At 45.3% G+C, this 18,737-nt stretch carries 12 protein-coding genes and 1 pseudogene; 3 read left to right on the forward strand and 10 right to left on the reverse strand.

Annotation, left to right across the window (positions count from 1 at the left end; all coding sequences use genetic code 11):
- The 7 genes and pseudogenes from L4B77_RS10550 to malT all read right to left on the reverse strand — a co-directional run.
- Positions 1-93 (reverse strand): annotated as a pseudogene (locus L4B77_RS10550) (IS66 family insertion sequence element accessory protein TnpA); the annotation flags it as partial.
- 182 nt (positions 94-275) lie between these two features.
- Positions 276-1,493: a serine/threonine transporter SstT gene (sstT, locus tag L4B77_RS10555; RefSeq protein ID WP_429750326.1), complete on the reverse strand. Its 1,218-nt coding sequence runs from the start codon at positions 1,491-1,493 to the stop codon at positions 276-278.
- Positions 1,494-2,019: 526 nt separating this feature from the next.
- Entirely contained in the window at positions 2,020-2,478 is a 459-nt protein-coding gene (locus L4B77_RS10560; protein ID WP_372040560.1) for a copper chaperone PCu(A)C, read from the reverse strand.
- Positions 2,479-2,566: 88 nt separating this feature from the next.
- On the reverse strand, positions 2,567-3,178 hold the full coding sequence (locus tag L4B77_RS10565; RefSeq protein WP_261840600.1) for an SCO family protein: 612 nt from the start codon (positions 3,176-3,178) through the stop codon (positions 2,567-2,569).
- Positions 3,175-3,615 (reverse strand): hypothetical protein, encoded by a 441-nt coding sequence (locus L4B77_RS10570; RefSeq protein WP_261840601.1) that lies wholly within the window; start codon positions 3,613-3,615, stop codon positions 3,175-3,177. Before L4B77_RS10570 ends, L4B77_RS10565 begins: the two co-directional genes overlap by 4 nt.
- A gap of 202 nt (positions 3,616-3,817) precedes the next feature.
- Entirely contained in the window at positions 3,818-4,738 is a 921-nt protein-coding gene (locus L4B77_RS10575; protein WP_261840602.1) for a polyprenyl-phosphate transporter, read from the reverse strand.
- Positions 4,739-4,969: 231 nt separating this feature from the next.
- A complete protein-coding gene (gene malT, locus L4B77_RS10580; protein ID WP_261840603.1) occupies positions 4,970-7,678 on the reverse strand; it encodes an HTH-type transcriptional regulator MalT in 2,709 nt (902 codons plus the stop codon).
- Positions 7,679-8,245: 567 nt separating this feature from the next.
- Here malT and L4B77_RS10585 point away from each other — a divergent pair.
- The 3 genes from L4B77_RS10585 to glgB all read left to right on the forward strand — a co-directional run bounded on the left by L4B77_RS10585 (position 8,246) and on the right by glgB (position 15,423).
- Positions 8,246-10,699 carry a glycogen/starch/alpha-glucan phosphorylase gene (locus tag L4B77_RS10585; protein WP_429750329.1) on the forward strand — a complete coding sequence of 818 codons (2,454 nt, stop codon included), beginning with the start codon at positions 8,246-8,248 and terminating at the stop codon, positions 10,697-10,699.
- Positions 10,700-10,874: 175 nt separating this feature from the next.
- Positions 10,875-13,055 (forward strand): 4-alpha-glucanotransferase, encoded by a 2,181-nt coding sequence (malQ, locus tag L4B77_RS10590; protein ID WP_372040563.1) that lies wholly within the window; start codon positions 10,875-10,877, stop codon positions 13,053-13,055.
- A gap of 175 nt (positions 13,056-13,230) precedes the next feature.
- Positions 13,231-15,423 (forward strand): 1,4-alpha-glucan branching protein GlgB, encoded by a 2,193-nt coding sequence (gene glgB / locus L4B77_RS10595; RefSeq protein WP_429750331.1) that lies wholly within the window; start codon positions 13,231-13,233, stop codon positions 15,421-15,423.
- A gap of 140 nt (positions 15,424-15,563) precedes the next feature.
- On the opposite strand, the gene L4B77_RS10600 is transcribed toward glgB, so the two are convergent.
- Genes L4B77_RS10600 through L4B77_RS10610 form a run of 3 tightly spaced genes read right to left on the reverse strand, consistent with a single transcriptional unit; the run spans position 15,564 to position 18,649 of the window.
- On the reverse strand, positions 15,564-16,403 hold the full coding sequence (locus L4B77_RS10600) for an energy-coupling factor transporter transmembrane component T family protein (protein WP_429750333.1): 840 nt from the start codon (positions 16,401-16,403) through the stop codon (positions 15,564-15,566).
- Positions 16,400-18,094 carry an ABC transporter ATP-binding protein gene (locus tag L4B77_RS10605; protein ID WP_372064812.1) on the reverse strand — a complete coding sequence of 565 codons (1,695 nt, stop codon included), beginning with the start codon at positions 18,092-18,094 and terminating at the stop codon, positions 16,400-16,402. Before L4B77_RS10605 ends, L4B77_RS10600 begins: the two co-directional genes overlap by 4 nt.
- Positions 18,095-18,100: 6 nt before the next feature.
- Positions 18,101-18,649, reverse strand: coding sequence for an ECF-type riboflavin transporter substrate-binding protein (locus L4B77_RS10610; protein WP_261840609.1), 549 nt, complete (start codon positions 18,647-18,649; stop codon positions 18,101-18,103).
- Between the last annotated feature and the right edge of the window lie 88 nt (positions 18,650-18,737).

The raw sequence follows: 18,737 nt of genomic DNA on the forward strand, positions 1-18,737 counted from the left end.
ATTACGCTCACAGAAGACCCGTTGTGATAGATGACTGGATTGGTATTGCTCGAACAAGGTTTGCCATTCTTTGTTGGTGCGCCGTTTTGCCATTTCAAATCTCCTTGTAGTTGGAGATTTGATCTTATGGCGGACTGAGGATGATTAGAATGTGGGGTTTATGACGCGCTTACGATAAATAGATGATCTTTGAGTGATTGACGGTCTTTAGAAGTTCACAATAGAAAAAGGGAAGCGGAGGCTTCCCTTTTTTGTATGTGATTAACTGTTAAAGCTTATTGAGCTTTGTTTTGATTCGCTTGGCAAACTGCAGCTGTGAAGACAACGTCAGTTGAGCTGTTAAGTGCTGTTTCTGCTGAATCTTGAATTACACCGATAATGAAACCAACGGCTACCACTTGCATCGCGACATCGTTTGATATGCCGAATAGGCCACATGCGAGTGGAATTAATAGGAGTGAACCGCCTGCAACACCCGATGCCCCACATGCTGAAATTGCAGCAACAAGGCTTAGTAGAATGGCAGTGAAGATATCAATCTCAATCCCCATCGTGTGTACGGCAGCCAGTGTTAACACTGTGATAGTGATAGCAGCACCCGCCATGTTGATCGTTGCACCTAGAGGGATAGATACAGAGTAAGTATCTTCGTCTAGTTTTAGCTTTTTACAAAGGTTCATATTCACTGGAATATTTGCAGCGCTTGAACGGGTGAAGAAAGCGGTTACACCAGATTCACGGAGACACTGAAGTACCAGTGGGTATGGGTTCTGTTTTGTCTTTATAAAGACAAGCAGTGGGTTAACCACAAGGGCTATGATCAGCATTGAACTGAGCAGAACCGCTAATAGTTGACCGTAGCTCGCAAGAGCATCAAAACCGGTTGTTGCGAATGTCATCGAAACAAGACCAAAGATACCGAATGGTGCAAGACGAATAATGAAGCGAACAATGTGTGACACACTGTGGCTTAGGTCTTCGAAAACCGCTTTGGTGGTTGCTGATGCGTGGTGCAGCGCCAGACCAAGGCCGATAGCCCAAGCAAGAATACCGATGTAGTTCGCATTCATTAGCGCACTCACAGGGTTATCAACAAGTTTGAATAGAAGGGTATGGATTACTTCAGCAATACCTTGAGGAGGGTGAGCGCCTTCTGCACCAGCAACCAGTGTCAAAGTGGTTGGGAACATGAAGCTCAGTACTACAGCAGTCAGTGCTGCAGAGAACGTACCAATCAGGTAAAGCACAATGATTGGTCGCATATGAGTATGCTGACCCTTCTTTTGGTTTGCGATAGAAGCCGCAACAAGAATGAAGACTAAAATGGGGGCAACCGCTTTCAGAGCGCCAACAAACAGACTACCTAGTAGGCCTGCATCATGAGCTGCTGAAGGAGAAACCATGGCGAGAATGACACCGAAAACAATACCAGCAAGGATCTGTAGAACGAGATTTCCACGAGCGATGCGGGCGAGCATGTTGTGATTTTGCATAAAATACCTGCAATTGTTAATTTATTATAGTGATGTATCTTTTTATAAAGTGATACTCAATCCAACTATATATTAGCGGAATGGGCGGTTATATTATCGGGATCTACTGGGGTGTCTAGGAATAGTTTACATTTAGGGTGATTGTTTGCGCTATGTGGTGCTTTTGGAGCTAAATGTTAATTTTTTGTGGGGGGATGGGGTATAAATTCGTGTGATAATACTCTGTCGGCTCAATGTTCTGATGAAGGTGAGCTTAGAATCGATTTACAACATCATTATGCGCGAAATGCGGTTATCAAGATCAAGCTGAACCCCGAAAGCACTAAGCTTTATCGGTTATAAATGAATAAAGCGAATGAGCCTGAGTCGAATTTAATATAGATAGGGCTCTAGAGAGCATCATGTGTTATTGGGTAGGCAAGCAGTGTTCATTGATCAAACAATAGTAAACCGGGTAAAAATGTACGCTAGCCACGATGGTAAGAAATCATCGTGGCTGACATGATTTTATCATTTATGAACAGGATTAATGATGGTTGTGATTCATCTTTTTCATACCGCTCATTACTTTTTTCACGGGTGCATCAAAGGTCTGTGTTTCACCATTGGCGAAGGTCAGTGTCACTTCGATTTGCTCACCTTCTTTTAGGCTGCTGTTTAGATCGAACAACATGATGTGTAGGCTACCTGGTTTAAGTACCGCTTCACCATTCGCAGGAATAGTGATCTCTTGAACTTGGCGCATCTTCATTATATCGCCGTCGACGATAACATCGTGAAGCTCTACCTTTCCTGCCGCAGGCGTCGTTGCAGAAACGATAGCGCGATCTTTGTTGCTGTGGTTGACTAAGGTCGTGAATACTGCGCTGTTCACTGCTGAAGGCGGTGTTGCACGTGCATATGCGTCATGAATCAGAATGTCGTTATTCGCTTGAGCAAGAGGAGTGAGTAATAAGCCAGCGAGAGCCAATGCTTTTAACTTCATGTTGTTGTCCTTAATTGTTATGTTGTTGGTCTGGGAGCTGACTTTTTTCGAATTTTATTCATTAAGTTTTTTAATTTTCTATACGTTCTCAGCCGTTGGTGGTTTCGTGCGTTAATCTGTTGATGGCTTCAACAATTGGCGCTGGCGTTAACGTATGCGGCACTTTGGTTATCAGCGTGCCATCGGGTTTTAAAAAATAAAAATATGAGCTGTGATCTAAGGTGTATTCCAACTCTGAACCTTCAAGTTTGGTCTTTCTGAAAATCACCCCATAGTTATGTGCAAGCGTTGTTGTCACCTCTAACGGGCCACTCAATCCTTCCATCATTGGGTGGAAATATTGTGCATATTCGTAGGAGGCTTGCGCAGCATCACGTTCAGGGTCAAGAGAGACAAAAATTGGGCGGATTTTTGCTTTTGCTTCATCAGAGACTTGGTTAAGCGCCCCGGCTAACATCGCTAAAGAGGTCGGACAGACATCAGGGCAACGTGTGAAACCGAAATAGACGATACGAATTCTGTCATCATTGCCATCAAAGATTTTTGTTGGTTGGTTATCTTTACCGAAAAGGGTCGTTTCAGATAATTGTTGCTTTGCAGCGTGTTGTTTTTGAGTTTCGTATTGACCATCAAGATAGCTTTTAATGCCAAAGCCAAGTACAAACGCGACCACTAATGCTAACGACCAATTTTTACTCATCTTGCCATCCTTATTGCAGGGTTTACGGTTTTAACGCCATCGGTGAGTTCACCGAGCCAAGTCATTGTATTCATGGTACACGCAGGCAAAATGACGTCACCCTCATAGATATTATTCCCAATGTTTTTCAATTGAAAACGGGCGGATCCCATGTCCATTTCTAAGCCAGTCAGTGACAGCATTAATGTGTCAGAGGCTGCATCATCCCAAATGACGTTGACTTTGGTCGGGACCAGAGGTTGAGCGGTCTCATGTTCAAGAGTCATAGCAACCGCGTTTTGTTCGCAAGACGCAGTGGAAAGCATGCAGTAGTCATCTAAGTTAACGTCAACAGAAGCATGCGCCATGGCGGATTTTAATTGCTGAATGGCTTGTGGCCCATAAAAGCCAGCCACGAGAGCAATACCAAGAGTCGCAACCTTTAATGCAGAGTGCATGTCGTGTTCTCATCGAATGTTATAACAGCAGCGATGTTATCATACCCCTCAATACGAGCTTGTATCAAAAAGCAATTTTGTGCGTATCGTAGAATTAAAAAAGCGAAGCCTTAGGCTTCGCTTTTGTCTGTGCAATAGGGATAGAACTTAGTCTTTCTAAGTTCTATCCGCTCTAAACGCTTTTCAGCAGTTCGTTGAATGGTTAGTCAGCGTTGCGCTCTGCAAATTTCTCTAGCCCTAGGACTAGAACGATCGCGGCCAACATCATCACAATAGCAAGTGCAAGTTGAGATGGCTGAGCGGTCACTGTTTCGAAATTGAATGGCGACAGATTGTGTTGAAGTAGGGGAACCTGTTCACCTTTTGAATTGATGTGCCAGCTTATGGTTTCTTTCCAAGGCCAAATCTTAGGTAGCGTACCTATCATCAAACCCGTTAAGAACACCAATGTGAAATCGCGGAATGAGCGCAATAGCCAAGAGAGCACGTGTGAGAAAGTCAGTAGACCGATCACACAACCGACGAGGAAGAGCGCAAGCACATCTATCTGAAACCCTTTAACGGCGCCAAGAACGGGGCCATACATACCTATTAGCAAGAGAATAAAGCTACCGGAGATGCCAGGTAAAATCATGGCACATATCGCAATGGCACCGGCAATGAGCAAATTAATGCTGGTTGGCTCCATTTGTAGGGGCTTAATCACGGTAATGCTATAAGCAAAGGCCATACCAAGCAGTAAAAAGACAAATCGAATCATGTCGCGCTTTTCGACTTGCTTAAGCACATGGAAAACCGACACTAAGATAAGGCCAAAGAAGAAAGACCATAGTGGAATAGGGTGTGTGACCAATAACCAAGAGATCAGCTTTGCAAGCGTTGCAATACTGGTGAAAATACCTGCAAACAGCGAAATTAAGAAAGCTCCGTTGATGTGCTTAAACGCGGCTTTGAAGCCTTCACGTTTCCATAAGCCAAGCAAACTCGGGTTAACTCTTCGAATGCTCTCAAGTAGCGTATCATAGATGCCGGTGATGAATGCGATGGTGCCGCCTGATACGCCAGGGACAACGTCGGCTGCGCCCATGGCGATGCCTTTGAAAAAAGTACTTAAGTAGTTCATGACTTTATAGAGTTGAAGGTGATTTTGTGCAGTATACAAACTTTCGTATAAAAAAAGTATGGATATACTAGGGTCTGTTGACCTTTCGAATAAAATTGAATCACGAAAGATCAACAGACCCTAGCGAGAAAGCGCTTTTATTTTTTCCGTTTTTTCTTCTCGAAGCTACCAACGAAAAAAGCGAGCCACTACCCGTGACTCGCTCCGATTCGTTTTGAGTTTGAATGGGGCTTAGTATCCCATCAGTTGCAGTAAGTTCTTAGCGGTATTAATGGCTTCTTTACGGTTAGCAATGTTCAGCTTTTGATAAAGGTTCCGAATGTGAGTCTTGATTGTTGTCCCTGCGACATCCAACTCTTGAGCGATCTGCTCGTTACTAAAACCTGAGTAAATTAACCCGAGCACTTGCCATTCTCGCTGGGTGAGTGGGCTAGTGCGTACAAGCTCAGGGATGTTGGGGTGATTAACCAGATTCTCAACAAAATCTTCGTCAAAGTGAATCGAACGGCTACGCTGAGTTGTTGAGATGTCTTTCATGATTTGTTGAGCGCGATGACGCTCTAAATCGCCTAAACCCGGTTTATTACTCAGTTTGTCTACGATATGACCAATAATGCTACCGTCGATTAAAAAGTTACCGACCATGCCCGTTTGATTGGTCATATGCAGCGCTTCTTCAAGTAACACTCGCGCACTGTCTTCGTCGTTCGTTTGGGTGCGCAGCACCGCTTCAACAATTAAGTTTCGGTTAGTGTCAGTGACAAGGTGAGACCGTTGAGCTTCGCTTTTCAAGAACGTTAATGCTTCCTCTGCGTCTTCGTATTGCTCTAAGATGATGTGAGCACGAACAATATTTCTCCATTGCAGCTGGCAGAAGTGGTTACTGGCTGATTCCGGCCGAACCGCTACATTTAGCCAATCATGGATAGCATCTTTATCGCCTGTTATTTGCCAAAAAAGTATCAAAGAAAGAGAAGCGTTTGCTGTCCAATCAACGTGGTAAGTGGACTGGCGTAACAAGTGTTGAATCTGGTCGATAAATTTCGACGCTTTATCAATTTCGCCACGGCTTAGTGCGAGTCGAGCCAGCATTGAGTAGCTGTGTAAGTGCTTACTTGGGGAGTGATGGCCAAGGATATCTAAGCCTTTGTAACAACACTCTTCCGCTTCATCTAATCGGTTCCAACACCAGAAGATCTGAGCTCGAACACGAAGCAAAAATTCGTGTAAAGGTACGTATTGAAGTTGATGCTCTTCAATCAATTTAAACGCGCTATCTTGCAGCTCGAATGCCGCCTGAACATAACCTTGAGCAATTAGAATTTCACTCTGTTGCAGAATCGCCCACAGCGCTTGATGGTAAACCTGATGCTGACGTGCCAGCTTTTCAGTCTGTTGCATCATTGGCAAAGCACGGCTTAGATTACCTATCACGTGGTTGACTTCGCCAACAACGGAGGTGGCTACAATCCGGCTGCGGTATACGGTGGTATTGAGTTGGCTCAGTGCAAGCTCTGCTAACTCTAGTGCCTTTTCAGGTTCATTGTTGTTGATCGCCACTTGTGCGCGCAGGGCGTTGTATTGACCCTGTTGTTGAGTATCCAATTCGATGTTTCGAGCTTGAAACTGCGTTTCGGCTTCTTCTAATAGCGTACCCACTTGATTATAGCGGTGCTGACTTTGTGCAAGCCATGCGCGTAGCATGGATAACTTTGGATCACTGTATAGTTGATCCGTTGTTAACTGTTTGATGGCCATTTCTAACGATGAAAGCTCGCCTTGGTTGAACATTTGCCACCCATGTTCACTCAGGATTTGAATAATCAATTGTGGGTCGTCAGCGCGCTGGGCGTGTCGCAGTGCTTGATGAGGCGTTTTTTGTTTAATCCATGCTTTCGCCGCACTTCGGTGCAATTCGGCTTCTTGTTGAGGAATTCGAGCCTGACGCTCGTGCGCTAAAAACTCGCCGAACAGATTATGGAAGCGGTACCAGTTTTTTTCGCCCTCTAGCGGGTAGATGAACAGACCGAAGCGATTGAGTGACTCGATCATTCCGAGCGCATCTTCACGCTGTGTCAGCGCACTGGCGAGTTCGTCATTGAAGTGGTCGAGCACAGAACATTGCATCAAGAACTGTCGTGTTTCAGAGTCTAAAAGGTCGAACACTTCTTCAACTAAATAATCCCAAAGGTGAGCATGGTTAAAAGTTGAGAACGACTCTGCTGATTGGGCAAGGGTGCGTTTTTGGTGTTGTGCTTGCAGCGCGATCAGTTGCATTGCAGAAGGCCACCCCTCCACATAAGTACAAATGCTATCCGCCGTGACGTCATCAATGCCATCGGTCACGCGTTGATTGAAAAAGCGCGTGGTCTCTTCGGTATCAAAAGCCAGTGAATCGTTACCTAACTCAATCATTAAGTCTCGAACTCGAAGGTTAGCGGTACCAAGCGGCGGCATACTGCGACTGGTGACGACGACGGTCAGGTTATCGGGCATATGCTTTAGGAAAAAGCGCATGGCTTCGTGAATATCGTCATTGTTCACTAAGTGATAGTCATCCAATACCAAGAAACATTCTTGGTGGAATTCAGACATTTCAGCAAACAGTTCACCAAGTAAAGAGTGCAGTGATGAAAACTGGCGATTCTCTGCTAATTTTTGGGTTTTGGGACAGGCGTGTTGAGTCGCTTTGTTCAGTGATTGCAGTAGGTAGTTGAGGAAACGGAATGCATCATTGTCACTTTCATCGATGCTGTACCAACCCACATTGGGTTTATCGATTAACCATTGGGCAGCCATGGTGGTTTTACCGTATCCCGCTGGAGAGCGAAACAACACGAGCTTATAACAAGCTGCACCTTGTAGGAGGTCAAGCACTCTTGGGCGCAGTATTGCATTATGTAAGCGGCCGGGACGAGTCAGTTTCGAAGGGATCCACATATCGAAGTCTTTCACCTATTCCATGGCTTATGTTCTGGATTATCCCAATTTATCGTTGAGTGCACTCCAATGACATTAGCCTAATTACTTAAGTCTGCACTCATAGTACGTGACGCAAAGCGATGCAGACTATGATCCTCCTCTGAAACCTTGCACTTCTGCATGTTTTTGGCCCTCTACGCCCTATATTTGTGATTTAAGTCACTTGTCGGGCGATTTTTACCTGTCTTTATCTCCTACTGTGTACGGATTGTTGTGCAAAAAATGAGACGCAGAAAATATTTTCGTGATCTGAATATCAGATTTGGCAATGAGGTTAAATGCGTTCAGTTGACGTCAGATTCAGCCAAGTGACGTTATCGAATGGGAGCTTGTGATCTTAGTCACTTCAAGTTTTTGTTCTCAGGCAGAACATGAGAGTCAGATCACTAACCCAATCGCGTTACGCCCCCTACGCCCTCCCATCTACTCCTAGTCAGTGGTGTTAGCAGGATGATGTTTAGTTTATGGTGACCGTGCACGATATGTCACAGATGAATTAGAACTATTAAAAGCGAGATTTCTGAAATGAAACCAACTCAGCAAAAAACTTTCGATAAAGTGTCATTCCAAGAGAGTGTTAAGAAACATTTATCTGCAACCTACGCCACAACTGTTGAAACAGCAGACAGTCGTTCATGGTATCTAGCAATGGGTCGTGCTCTTGCAGAGCTCACGACTTTTGACCTGCTAGAAACTGAAAATGATGAAAAAATTAAGAACGCGAAAAGCGTTAACTACCTATCTCTAGAGTTTTTGATTGGCCGTTTAACCGGTAACAATCTGATCAGCATGGGTCTGTACGAGCAAATCACTCACGCGATGGAAGAGCTAGGTCAAAACCTAACGGACCTTCTAGAAGAAGAGCGTGACCCATCACTCGGTAATGGTGGTCTTGGTCGTCTAGCGGCTTGTTTCATGGATTCTTGTGCCGCTCAAGAATACCCAACAGTCGGTTACGGTCTTCACTACGAATACGGTCTATTCAAACAATCTTTCCAAGACGGTCGTCAACAAGAAGCACCTGATGCATGGCGTGGTGTGGAAGGTTACCCATGGGAAGTCGCTCGCCCAGAACTCGCACAACACATTGGTTTTTACGGTCATGTAGAAGTTGAATACATCGACGGTAAAGAAGTTCGTATTTGGGTTCCAGGTATGGAAGTGAAAGCAATGCCTTGGGATCTCCCTATCGTAGGTTACGAGTCAAACACGGTTTACCCGCTGCGCCTTTGGGAATGTCAGGCCATCGCACCATTCTCACTTGCGAGCTTCAACAACGGTGATTACTTCGAAGCGCAACACTCGCTCATCGATGCAGGTAACATCACTAAGGTTCTGTACCCGAACGACAACCACGAGAAAGGTAAAACTCTGCGTCTAATGCAGCAGTACTTCCACTCAGCAGCGTCGGTTCGCGATATTTTACGTCGTCACGAAGCCGCAGGTTTCTCTCTAGAAGATCTGCCTAAGCAAGAAACGATTCAGCTTAACGATACGCACCCAACGATTGCGATTCCTGAGCTAATGCGCATCTTAATTGACGAGAAAGGTCTATCTTGGGATCAAGCATGGGAAATCAGTGCTCATACGTTCGCCTACACCAACCACACGCTGCTTCCAGAAGCACTAGAGACTTGGTCTGAATCTCTGATCAAGCGTCTTCTTCCACGTCACATGGAAATCATTTTTGAAATCAACCACCGCTTCATGCAAGAAGTTCGCAAGATGTGGCCGGGTGACGGTGAGAAGCAAGCGAAGCTTTCTATCATCCAAGAAGGTTTCCACCGTATGGTTCGCATGGCAAATCTCTGTGTGATTGGTTCTTACAAAGTAAACGGTGTCGCGGCGCTTCACTCACAACTGGTTAAGAAAGACTTGTTCCCTGAGTTCAACGAAATCTTCCCAGGCAAACTGACTAACGTAACAAACGGCATCACGCCGCGTCGTTGGTTGAAGTTCTGTAACCCAGGTCTATCTACACTAATCACTGGTAAGATCGGTAGTGAGTGGCCAGCAAAACTTGAGCAGCTAGAAGGCATCGCTCAGTTTGCAACGGACGCGAAATTCCAAAAAGAATTCATGGCGGTTAAGAAAGAAAACAAACAGCGCCTAGCTGATTGGGTTCAAGAGAACATGGGTATCGAGCTAGATACTAACGCTATCTTTGACGTTCAAATTAAACGTCTTCACGAATACAAGCGTCAGCATCTAGATTTGCTCCACATTCTCTCTCTGTACCACCGTATTCTTAACGAACCGGGTTTTGAGTGTGAGCCACGCGTATGTTTCTTCGCAGCGAAAGCCGCACCGGGTTACCACTTGGCGAAAGAGATCATCTTCGCGGTTAACAAGATTGCAGAGAAGATCAACAACGACCCTCGCATCGGCAACAAACTGAAAGTGGTCTTCATTCCTGACTACCGTGTCAGCATGGCTGAAATCATCATCCCTGCCGCAGACGTTTCTCAGCAAATCTCACTAGCGGGTAAAGAAGCATCAGGTACGGGCAACATGAAGATGGCGTTAAACGGCGCGCTGACTATCGGGACGATGGATGGTGCAAACGTTGAGATTCGTGAAGAAGTGGGTGATGAAAACATCTACATCTTTGGTCTAGATGTTGAGGGTGTTCAAGCACTGAAAGCTCAGGGCTACAACCCATACGACTACTACAATGCTGACCCACTATTGAAAGCGTCTCTGGATCTACTGATTGGCGATGAGTTCACTCCAGGTCAACCGGGTCTTCTGCGCGCGACGTTTGATAGCCTGCTTGATGGTGGTGACCCTTACCTATGCCTTGCTGATTTTGCCTCTTACGTGAAAGCGCATGAAGATATGAGCAAGCAATACAAAGACCAAGCAGGTTGGGCTAAGAAAGCGATTCTTAACACCGCGTTGGTCGGTAAATTCACCTCAGACCGTTCAATTCGAGATTACGTGAATAATATTTGGAAACTTGAAGCGGTTAACCGTTAATACTTCCAAAGTAGCCAAGGCAGTGTCTGTCTTGGCTCAATTAGCTTGGCGGCAAATGGATAGGTTGCCTATCACTGGCCACTTTCAAACTGATTGCCACAAGCTAATTGATGAGTAATAGACTAAATAACAACCCTACAAGATTGAAAGCGTCAGAGCGTTTTCGGAGAGAGCGATGAAAGAACAGACCGTATTAAAACAAGTCGCAGAAATGGCACATATTGCCGACAGTTACGTTAGTGCGTGGGGCGATGAAGCACAAGTATCAGACGAAACGATCACGTCGCTACTGGCTTCATTGGGATACGATACGAGCAGCGATGATGCTCTGCTAAAGTCAGCAGAAAGAAAACACAAAAAAGAGGTGCTGGATCCAGTTCTTGTCTTGCGTGATGGTGAGCCAGTAGAAGTGGCGCTAAATTTAGGTGTCAGCGCTCGTGAAAGTGAGTTTAGCTGGTGCTTAGAGACCGAGCAAGGAGAGGTACTTGAAGGCTATCTTCAATCTCAAGTCGTTCGTGACGAGCGTGCCGAGGGTGGCCCTTTAGTGTTTGCACTGCCAGGTGATTTGGCATGGGGTTACCACAAGTTGATAGTCAGCCGTAAACGCCGTAAGAAGCCTTATGAGATGACATTGATTATTACACCAAAGGCGTGTTTTAAGCAGTCACCAATTGAGCAAGGCAAAAAACTATGGGGGCCAAGTGTTCAGCTGTACACACTAAGAACTCAGCATAACTGGGGCGTAGGTGACTTTGGTGATCTAAAACAGCTGGTGGCTGATATCGCCTCTCGTGGTGGTGACTTTGTCGGGCTAAACCCAATTCACTCACTGTTTCCTGCCAATCCAGAAGGCGCGAGCCCATACAGCCCATCTTCACGTCGTTGGTTGAACATTTTATACATTGATGTGAGCTCTGTACCTGAATTTGCATTAAGTGCAGAAGCACAACAAATTGTAGGCAGCGCTGATTTTCAGCTTCGTTTACAAAAAGCTCGCGAAGCGCACTGGGTCAATTATACGGAAGTGTCTGAGCTTAAAATGAGCATCTTACCTTTGTTATTCGCAGAATTTAAGGTCCGCCACCTAAACAAAAATAGTGACCGTGCCCAAGCGTTCTTAGCGTTTGTGGAAGAGGGCGGCGACAGCTTGATGCATCAAGCGGCGTTCGATGCTTTGCATGGTGAATTACATGCTGAAGATTCAGGTATGTGGGGATGGCCGGTATTCCCTGAGAAATACCGTACATTCGATAGCACTGCGACACAGAAATACATTAAAGAGAACCTAGAACAAGTGCATCTCTACATGTATCTGCAATGGTTAGCCGATTGCCAGATCAACGATGCACAGTCTCTCGCTGAAGAAAAAGGTATGGCGGTTGGCCTTTACCGAGATCTTGCGGTAGGTGTTGCAGACTCAGGCAGTGAGTCATGGGCTGATGACGGAAACCTAGTGATGGATGCAAGCATTGGCGCTCCACCCGATATTCTTGGTCCTTTAGGACAAAACTGGGGTTTACCGCCACTGAACCCTCAAGTGCTGAAAAACACCAGTTACGACGCTTACATTAAGTTGCTTCGTGCAAACATGAAACATTGTGGTGCGCTGCGTATTGATCATGTTTTAGGTCTACTGAGGTTATGGTGGATTCCTAAAGGTGAAGACGCAACCAAAGGGGCGTACGTCTACTATCCCGTGCAGGATATGTTGTCGATTTTGGCGCTTGAATCTCACCGTTACCAATGTAGCGTTATCGGTGAAGACTTAGGTACTGTGCCGGACGAAATTGTCGATATCCTTGCTGATGCGGGTGTGCACTCTTACAAAGTGTTCTTCTTTGAAACATCAAAAGAAGACGGTGGCTTCATCTCACCTCAGCACTACGCATCACAATCAATGGCAGCATTATGTACTCACGACATGCCAACGCTTCGTGGCTTTTGGCATTGTGATGATTTGAAGATGGGTCAAGAGATTGGCTTATACCCAGATGCTGCACAACTAGACACTCTGTTCGATGATCGCCTTGAATGTAAGCAAGGTATCTTAGATTCAGTGGCATGGCATGGTTTCCTACCGGAAGGGGTTGGTCGTGATGCAAGTCAAGTACCGATGGACTCTTATCTTGCTGAGGCACTTCAACTGCATGTTGCGGCTGGTGGTTCAACTTTATTAAGTGTTCAATTAGAAGATTGGCTTGAGATGGATAAGCCAGTAAACATTCCTGGAACTGTCGATGAGTACCCTAACTGGCGTCGTAAGCTATCAATGAACTTGGATGAAATTTTTGCTCACGAAGGGGTAAACCGTATCGCTTCCAAGCTGACAGAGACTCGAGAAAAAGCCGGTAAATAGTGTCATTGAGTGACTGGAATATAGGTGGCTTTTTGCTTATGGCTTATGAAACTACAACCTCGGTCACTCAATAATGAATGCTCATCTGGTAGAATAAATTGTCATAATATTGCCCGCATCAAGAGCGGGCATTTTTGTATTATATTTTTTGAATGTTTGGTTAGGGAGAAAGGTTTTGGAACTAAGTTCGATTTCAAAGCAAAAACAAATATATACCCAACTATCACAGGCTTGCTTCACTGACCCATTTGCGTTTTTAGGTCCTTACTTACCTTCTGATCAAGGTGCATTAAGAGTATGGATTCCCGGGGCAAATAAAGTCGAGTTGATCATTGGAAAGGAACCACGTGTTGAGTTAGTGCGAGAGGGTGAAAGTGGTTTCATCCTTAAGCAAGAAAGAGACTTACGTTACACACATTACAAACTTGCGGTGGATTGGTCCGGTGTCGAACAGATCATCGATGATCCATACCAGTACCATGATCTGTATATGAGTTACGAAGATCTTCATACGCCTAAAGAGATGTATCATCACATGGGGGCTCAGTTTATTACGTTAGAGCGTGATGGTCAGGCAATTTCGGGGACTCGATTTTTAGTCTATGCTCCGCATGCTACCGCGGCAAGTTTGATCGGAAACTTTAACTCGTGGGATGGCCGCCGCCACCCAATGCAACGCTTAGATTATGGTCTGTGGGGGCTATTTATTCCTGATCTGGAAGAAGGCACTCAATATAAGTTTGAATTGAAAGGACCAAATGGCGAAGGCTTACCGCATAAATCCGACCCATGGGGTTTCTACTCAGAGCAGTACCCTTCATTTTCATCGGTGACTTACGATCATGCTCGCTACCAGTGGCAAGATGCACAGTGGCAAAATCGCCCAGTGACGCAAAAACGTAAAGAAGCACTTTCCTTCTATGAATTACATGCAGGTTCTTGGAAACGTAATGCTGAAGGTGAATTCTTAAATTACCGTGAGCTAGCCGCCGAGTTAATCCCATACTTGACGGATCTTGGCTACACACACGTCGAATTAATGCCGGTTTCAGAGCACCCATTCTATGGTTCTTGGGGCTATCAGCCAATTGGTCTTTTTGCGCCAACGAGTCGTTTCGGCTCTCCGGATGACTTCAAATACTTCGTTGACCAATGTCACCAAGCCGGTCTAGGTGTCGTTTTAGATTGGGTTCCTGCCCACTTCCCAAGTGACGATCACGGCTTAGCGAACTTCGATGGTACACCATTGTTTCATGATCCAGACCCTCGTCGTGGTTGGCACCAAGATTGGAACTCGTACATTTACGATTTAGGCAAAGAGCATGTTCGTCGTTTTTTGGTTTCTAATGCATTGTACTGGTTCGAGCAATTCCACATTGATGGCATTCGTGTTGATGCAGTCGCTTCGATGTTGTACCTCGATTACTCGCGTAGCCACGATCAATGGATTCCAAATGCAGACGGTGGCAACGAAAACTATGACGCTATCGCGACCCTGAAGTGGATGAACGAAGAAGTTTATAAACACTTCCCGAATGCAATGACGATTGCTGAAGAATCGACGGCTTTCCCTGGTGTTTCAGCCCCGACTTTTATGGGCGGTTTAGGCTTTGGTTTTAAGTGGAACATGGGCTGGATGCACGATAGCTTGTCTTACATTCAAGAAGACCCAATCAATCGAAAATATCACCACGATACGATTACTTTCCCGTTGGTTTATGCCCATAGTGAGAACTACGTATTGCCTCTGTCTCATGACGAGGTCGTGTACGGTAAGGGGGCAATCCATAATAAGATGCCTGGTGATGAATGGCAGCAAACGGCAAACCTACGTGCTTATATGGGTTATATGTATGCGCAGCCGGGTAAAAAGTTAAACTTCATGGGATCTGAATTTGGTCAGACGGCTGAATGGAACCATGATGATCAATTACAGTGGTTCTTACTCGACTTTGAGCGTCATCAAGGTGTACTGCGCTTAACTAAAGATTTGAATAATCTATACCGTTCTGAAGTCGCGATGCATGATCTTGATTTTGACCCGAACGGTTTTGAGTGGCGGCTACAAGATTCTGCACAAGCGAGCATTTTAGCTCATGAGCGTATCAGTGAATCTGGTGAACGTGTATTGGCTGTATCGAACTTTACGCCTGTGCCTCACGAGCACTTCCGTTTAGGCGTTCCTGCGCAAGGACAATATTCACTGCTGCTTAATACTGACTCGGTTGATTACGCCGGCAGTGGTTTTGAAGTGAAGCCGATTGCAGAGATCGAATCAGTAGAAAGCCAAGGCTTAGGTACTTCTATTGAGCTACGCCTACCACCGTTATCGACGGTTTTTTACAAATTGCACTCGTTTAAAAGCTAAATCAATTCAAAAATTTAATGAATTGAGACCATGAAAAAGGGAGCTTTCGAGCTCCCTTTTTGTATTGCTTGCAAATGTTTATGTCACTTAACCGCGTGGTTTTTGGCTCTCTTATGATGTGGTTATATTATTTTGCCAATCTAAAAAGGGTACCAAAACAGTTGTTCTTCAAGCATTCGTTTTGTGATTGCCAATAAAACGATCAGTGCGATAACCGCTAAACAAACAAAATCGACACGTTTTAAAGGGGCGTAACTGTACCAAGTACGGGCTTTGTGTCGGCCAAAACCACGTAGGGTCATCGCATTTGAGATCTCGTCTGCTCGGTCTAAACTTGAAAAAATCAATGGCCCTAGAATCTTTGCGACGTTTTTAATGCGCGTAATGAGTGGGGCTTTTTTGGACAACTCCACTCCGCGAGCCTGTTGAGCGTGCATGATATTAATGAAGTCTTTTTTTACTTCAGGTAAGTAACGTAGCGTTAAGCTGACCGCATAGGCGATCTTGTATGGGATGCCGATACGATTGAGGCTTGCGGCAAACTCTGTGGGATGTGTTGTGAAGACAAAGATCAACGCAATCGGGAACATACTCATATACTTAAGCGTGACGGTGACTAAGTAAAACAGGGTCTCTTGGCTCAACGAGTAGTTACCCGGTAATGTCAGCAATAAGGTTTCGCTGCCGATGAGCTCTGTCCCTTGCTGTGGAGCCAGCAGATACATGAACAAAGCATTGAGGCTTAATACACTCGCCGTACCTAATAATAAAGGCTTATACACGCGTACAGGCACATTGGTCAGCTTTAACAGATATAAACCAGCCACAATAAGTAGCGTAATCAATCTTAGGTCGAACGTCGTTAAGACCACCGTTACCCAAGCTAAGAAGAGGGCAAATTTGGTGATGCCATTGAGAGCGTGCAGCGGTGATTTTGTATCGATGTAATTGATGCCGAACTTTACTTTTGATGCATTCATAGCGAATTTTTCTCGTGGTCGATGAAGTACTGCATGAACGCATTGGTGTCGTCGATTTTCATCATAGTGGCAAGTTCATAAATGCTGGTTGTACAAAGGTTTGCACGCTCTAAAAGCGAGGGTTGGCTAAAGACTTCAGTCATGGCTGCATTGGCGATTAGTTTACTATCTGCGAGCACAATTGAACGTGTGGTGTACTCGAGAACCAGGTGCATGTCGTGTGAGATGATCACCACAGTAATACCCAAATCGCGGTTGAGTTTTTGGATAAACGCCAGCATCGAGGTGTAGTTACGGTAATCTTGACCTGCTGTCGGTTCATCCAAAATAAGAAGCTCAGGCTCCAGCACTAAGATAGACGCGATGGTGACACGTTTTTTCTGACCGTAGCTCAGTGCTTCGATCGGCCAGTGGCGGAACTTGCTCAGCCCACACAACGCCAGAATATGCTCTACTTTTTCTGTGATCAGTTCTTCTGCAATATTGCGGTTACGAAGACCAAAAGCAATCTCATCAAAAATCATATGATGGGAGATCATATGATTGGGGTTCTGCATTACGACACCGACTTTCTGGCTTCTTTCAAAGATAGAAAGTTCAGATAGGTCTTCACCATTTAGATAGGAAGAGCCAGAATCGGCATCGATCACCCCCATGATGAGTTTAGTGATGGTGGATTTACCCGAACCGTTTTTGCCCAGAATCGAAACAAACTCACCTTTGCCAATCTTGAAGCTCACATCTTCGAGTGCGTTCTTCTCGCCGTCGTAAGAATAAGTCAGGCCATGAACTTCGAGTAAAGGTGGATACTGTTTTTCTGCAACAGGGGCGGGGCGCTCAGCAAACCAAGCTTGAACCGCAGGACGGAATCTTTTGTAATCTAACGCCTTGAGGTTTGACAGCTTATCTTCGTTAGTTAGCGGAGCTTTCGCCGCCTTTAACGCCGACAAGTAAAGCGGCTCGCGAATACCGTGTGTGCCAAGTAATTCAGAAGCCAAGATTTCATCGGGTGTGGTGTCTGCTACGATTTCACCGCGTTCCATTAAGATCACGCGGTCAATATCGCGGTGTAGCACATCCTCGAGACGGTGTTCGATAATTACGATGGTCTTGTTGGTTTCTTTATGCAGTTGGTCGATGATCTCAATCGTTGCCTTACCTGTTTTAGGGTCAAGGCTGGCTAGAGGCTCATCAAACAGCAAGATATCAACGTCATCAACTAAGATGCCCGCTAACGATACTCGCTGTTTTTGACCACCGGAAAGGTCGTGAGGTGAACGCTCAAGCATGTCCGCTAGGTCGACCATTTTTGCCGTCGACTTTACTAACGGGTACATGTCAATGTTCGACATCAACTGATTTTCTAATGCGAAGGCGATGTCTTCACCGATACTCAACCCCACAAACTGGCTGTCAGTATCTTGCAATACCGTGCCCACTTGCTCGGTATAATCGTGCATCGAAAACTCAGAGGTATTCCTGCCGCAGATCTCTAAAGAGCCCGTTACCTCACCTTTGATTGCATGAGGTATCAACCCATTGAGACACTGACCAAGAGTCGATTTACCACTACCACTTGGTCCAATAATGACGATTTTCTCTCCTTTCTCTATCCTTAGATTGATATTTTTTAGCGTCGGTTTGTCCAGCGACTCATATCTAAAAGAGAAGTTAGAAAATGCTATAGTCATTATCGCTTATGCCTCGGTCAAGTTGCGGCTTTGTTTGTTGCGTTTAGCGACTGATTTGAGGATCAGGAAGCCAACAATCGCAATGAGGACGGTATTACCCGCAGCGATAATAAACAGTTGAGTGAATACTTTAGTGAACGGTTCGGCGTATAGGATGGTGTCGAGGAACGCCGAGCAGCCGTAGCCTACAACGTTACCCGCGAGGGCAAGCACGATAAATAATACAAAGTCTTTCATGGGTAGTTCGCCATGTTGAAGACGATTCTTCGTCATCATAGGGAATAAGCCGATAACCATGCCTACGATACCTGAGCCAAGAACCCAAGTTAACCACACGCCCCAACCTGCGAATAGATCCGTTACCCAGTGACCAATAAAGCCGACTAAGAAGCCAACAATTGGGCCGAACAAAACAGAAAACAGTGCTAGGACTGCCATTGCTGGTTTCAATGTCGTGTTTGCAAACACTGGGACACCAAACATTGGTAAGCCACCAATGCCGTACAGTGCCGCGCCAATGGCAATAACAACCACTGTTTTAGCTGAAAAGTTCATAGATAACCTCGAATACTAAAAGATAAAGCTTAATAAAGAACGAATATTCGCCATTACTACTATGCTTCTCAATGAGAACATTTTTTGG

It is taken from the genome of Vibrio minamisatsumaniensis, from assembly GCF_050337445.1.
In the GTDB taxonomy this organism is placed as follows: Bacteria; Pseudomonadota; Gammaproteobacteria; order Enterobacterales; family Vibrionaceae; genus Vibrio; species Vibrio artabrorum.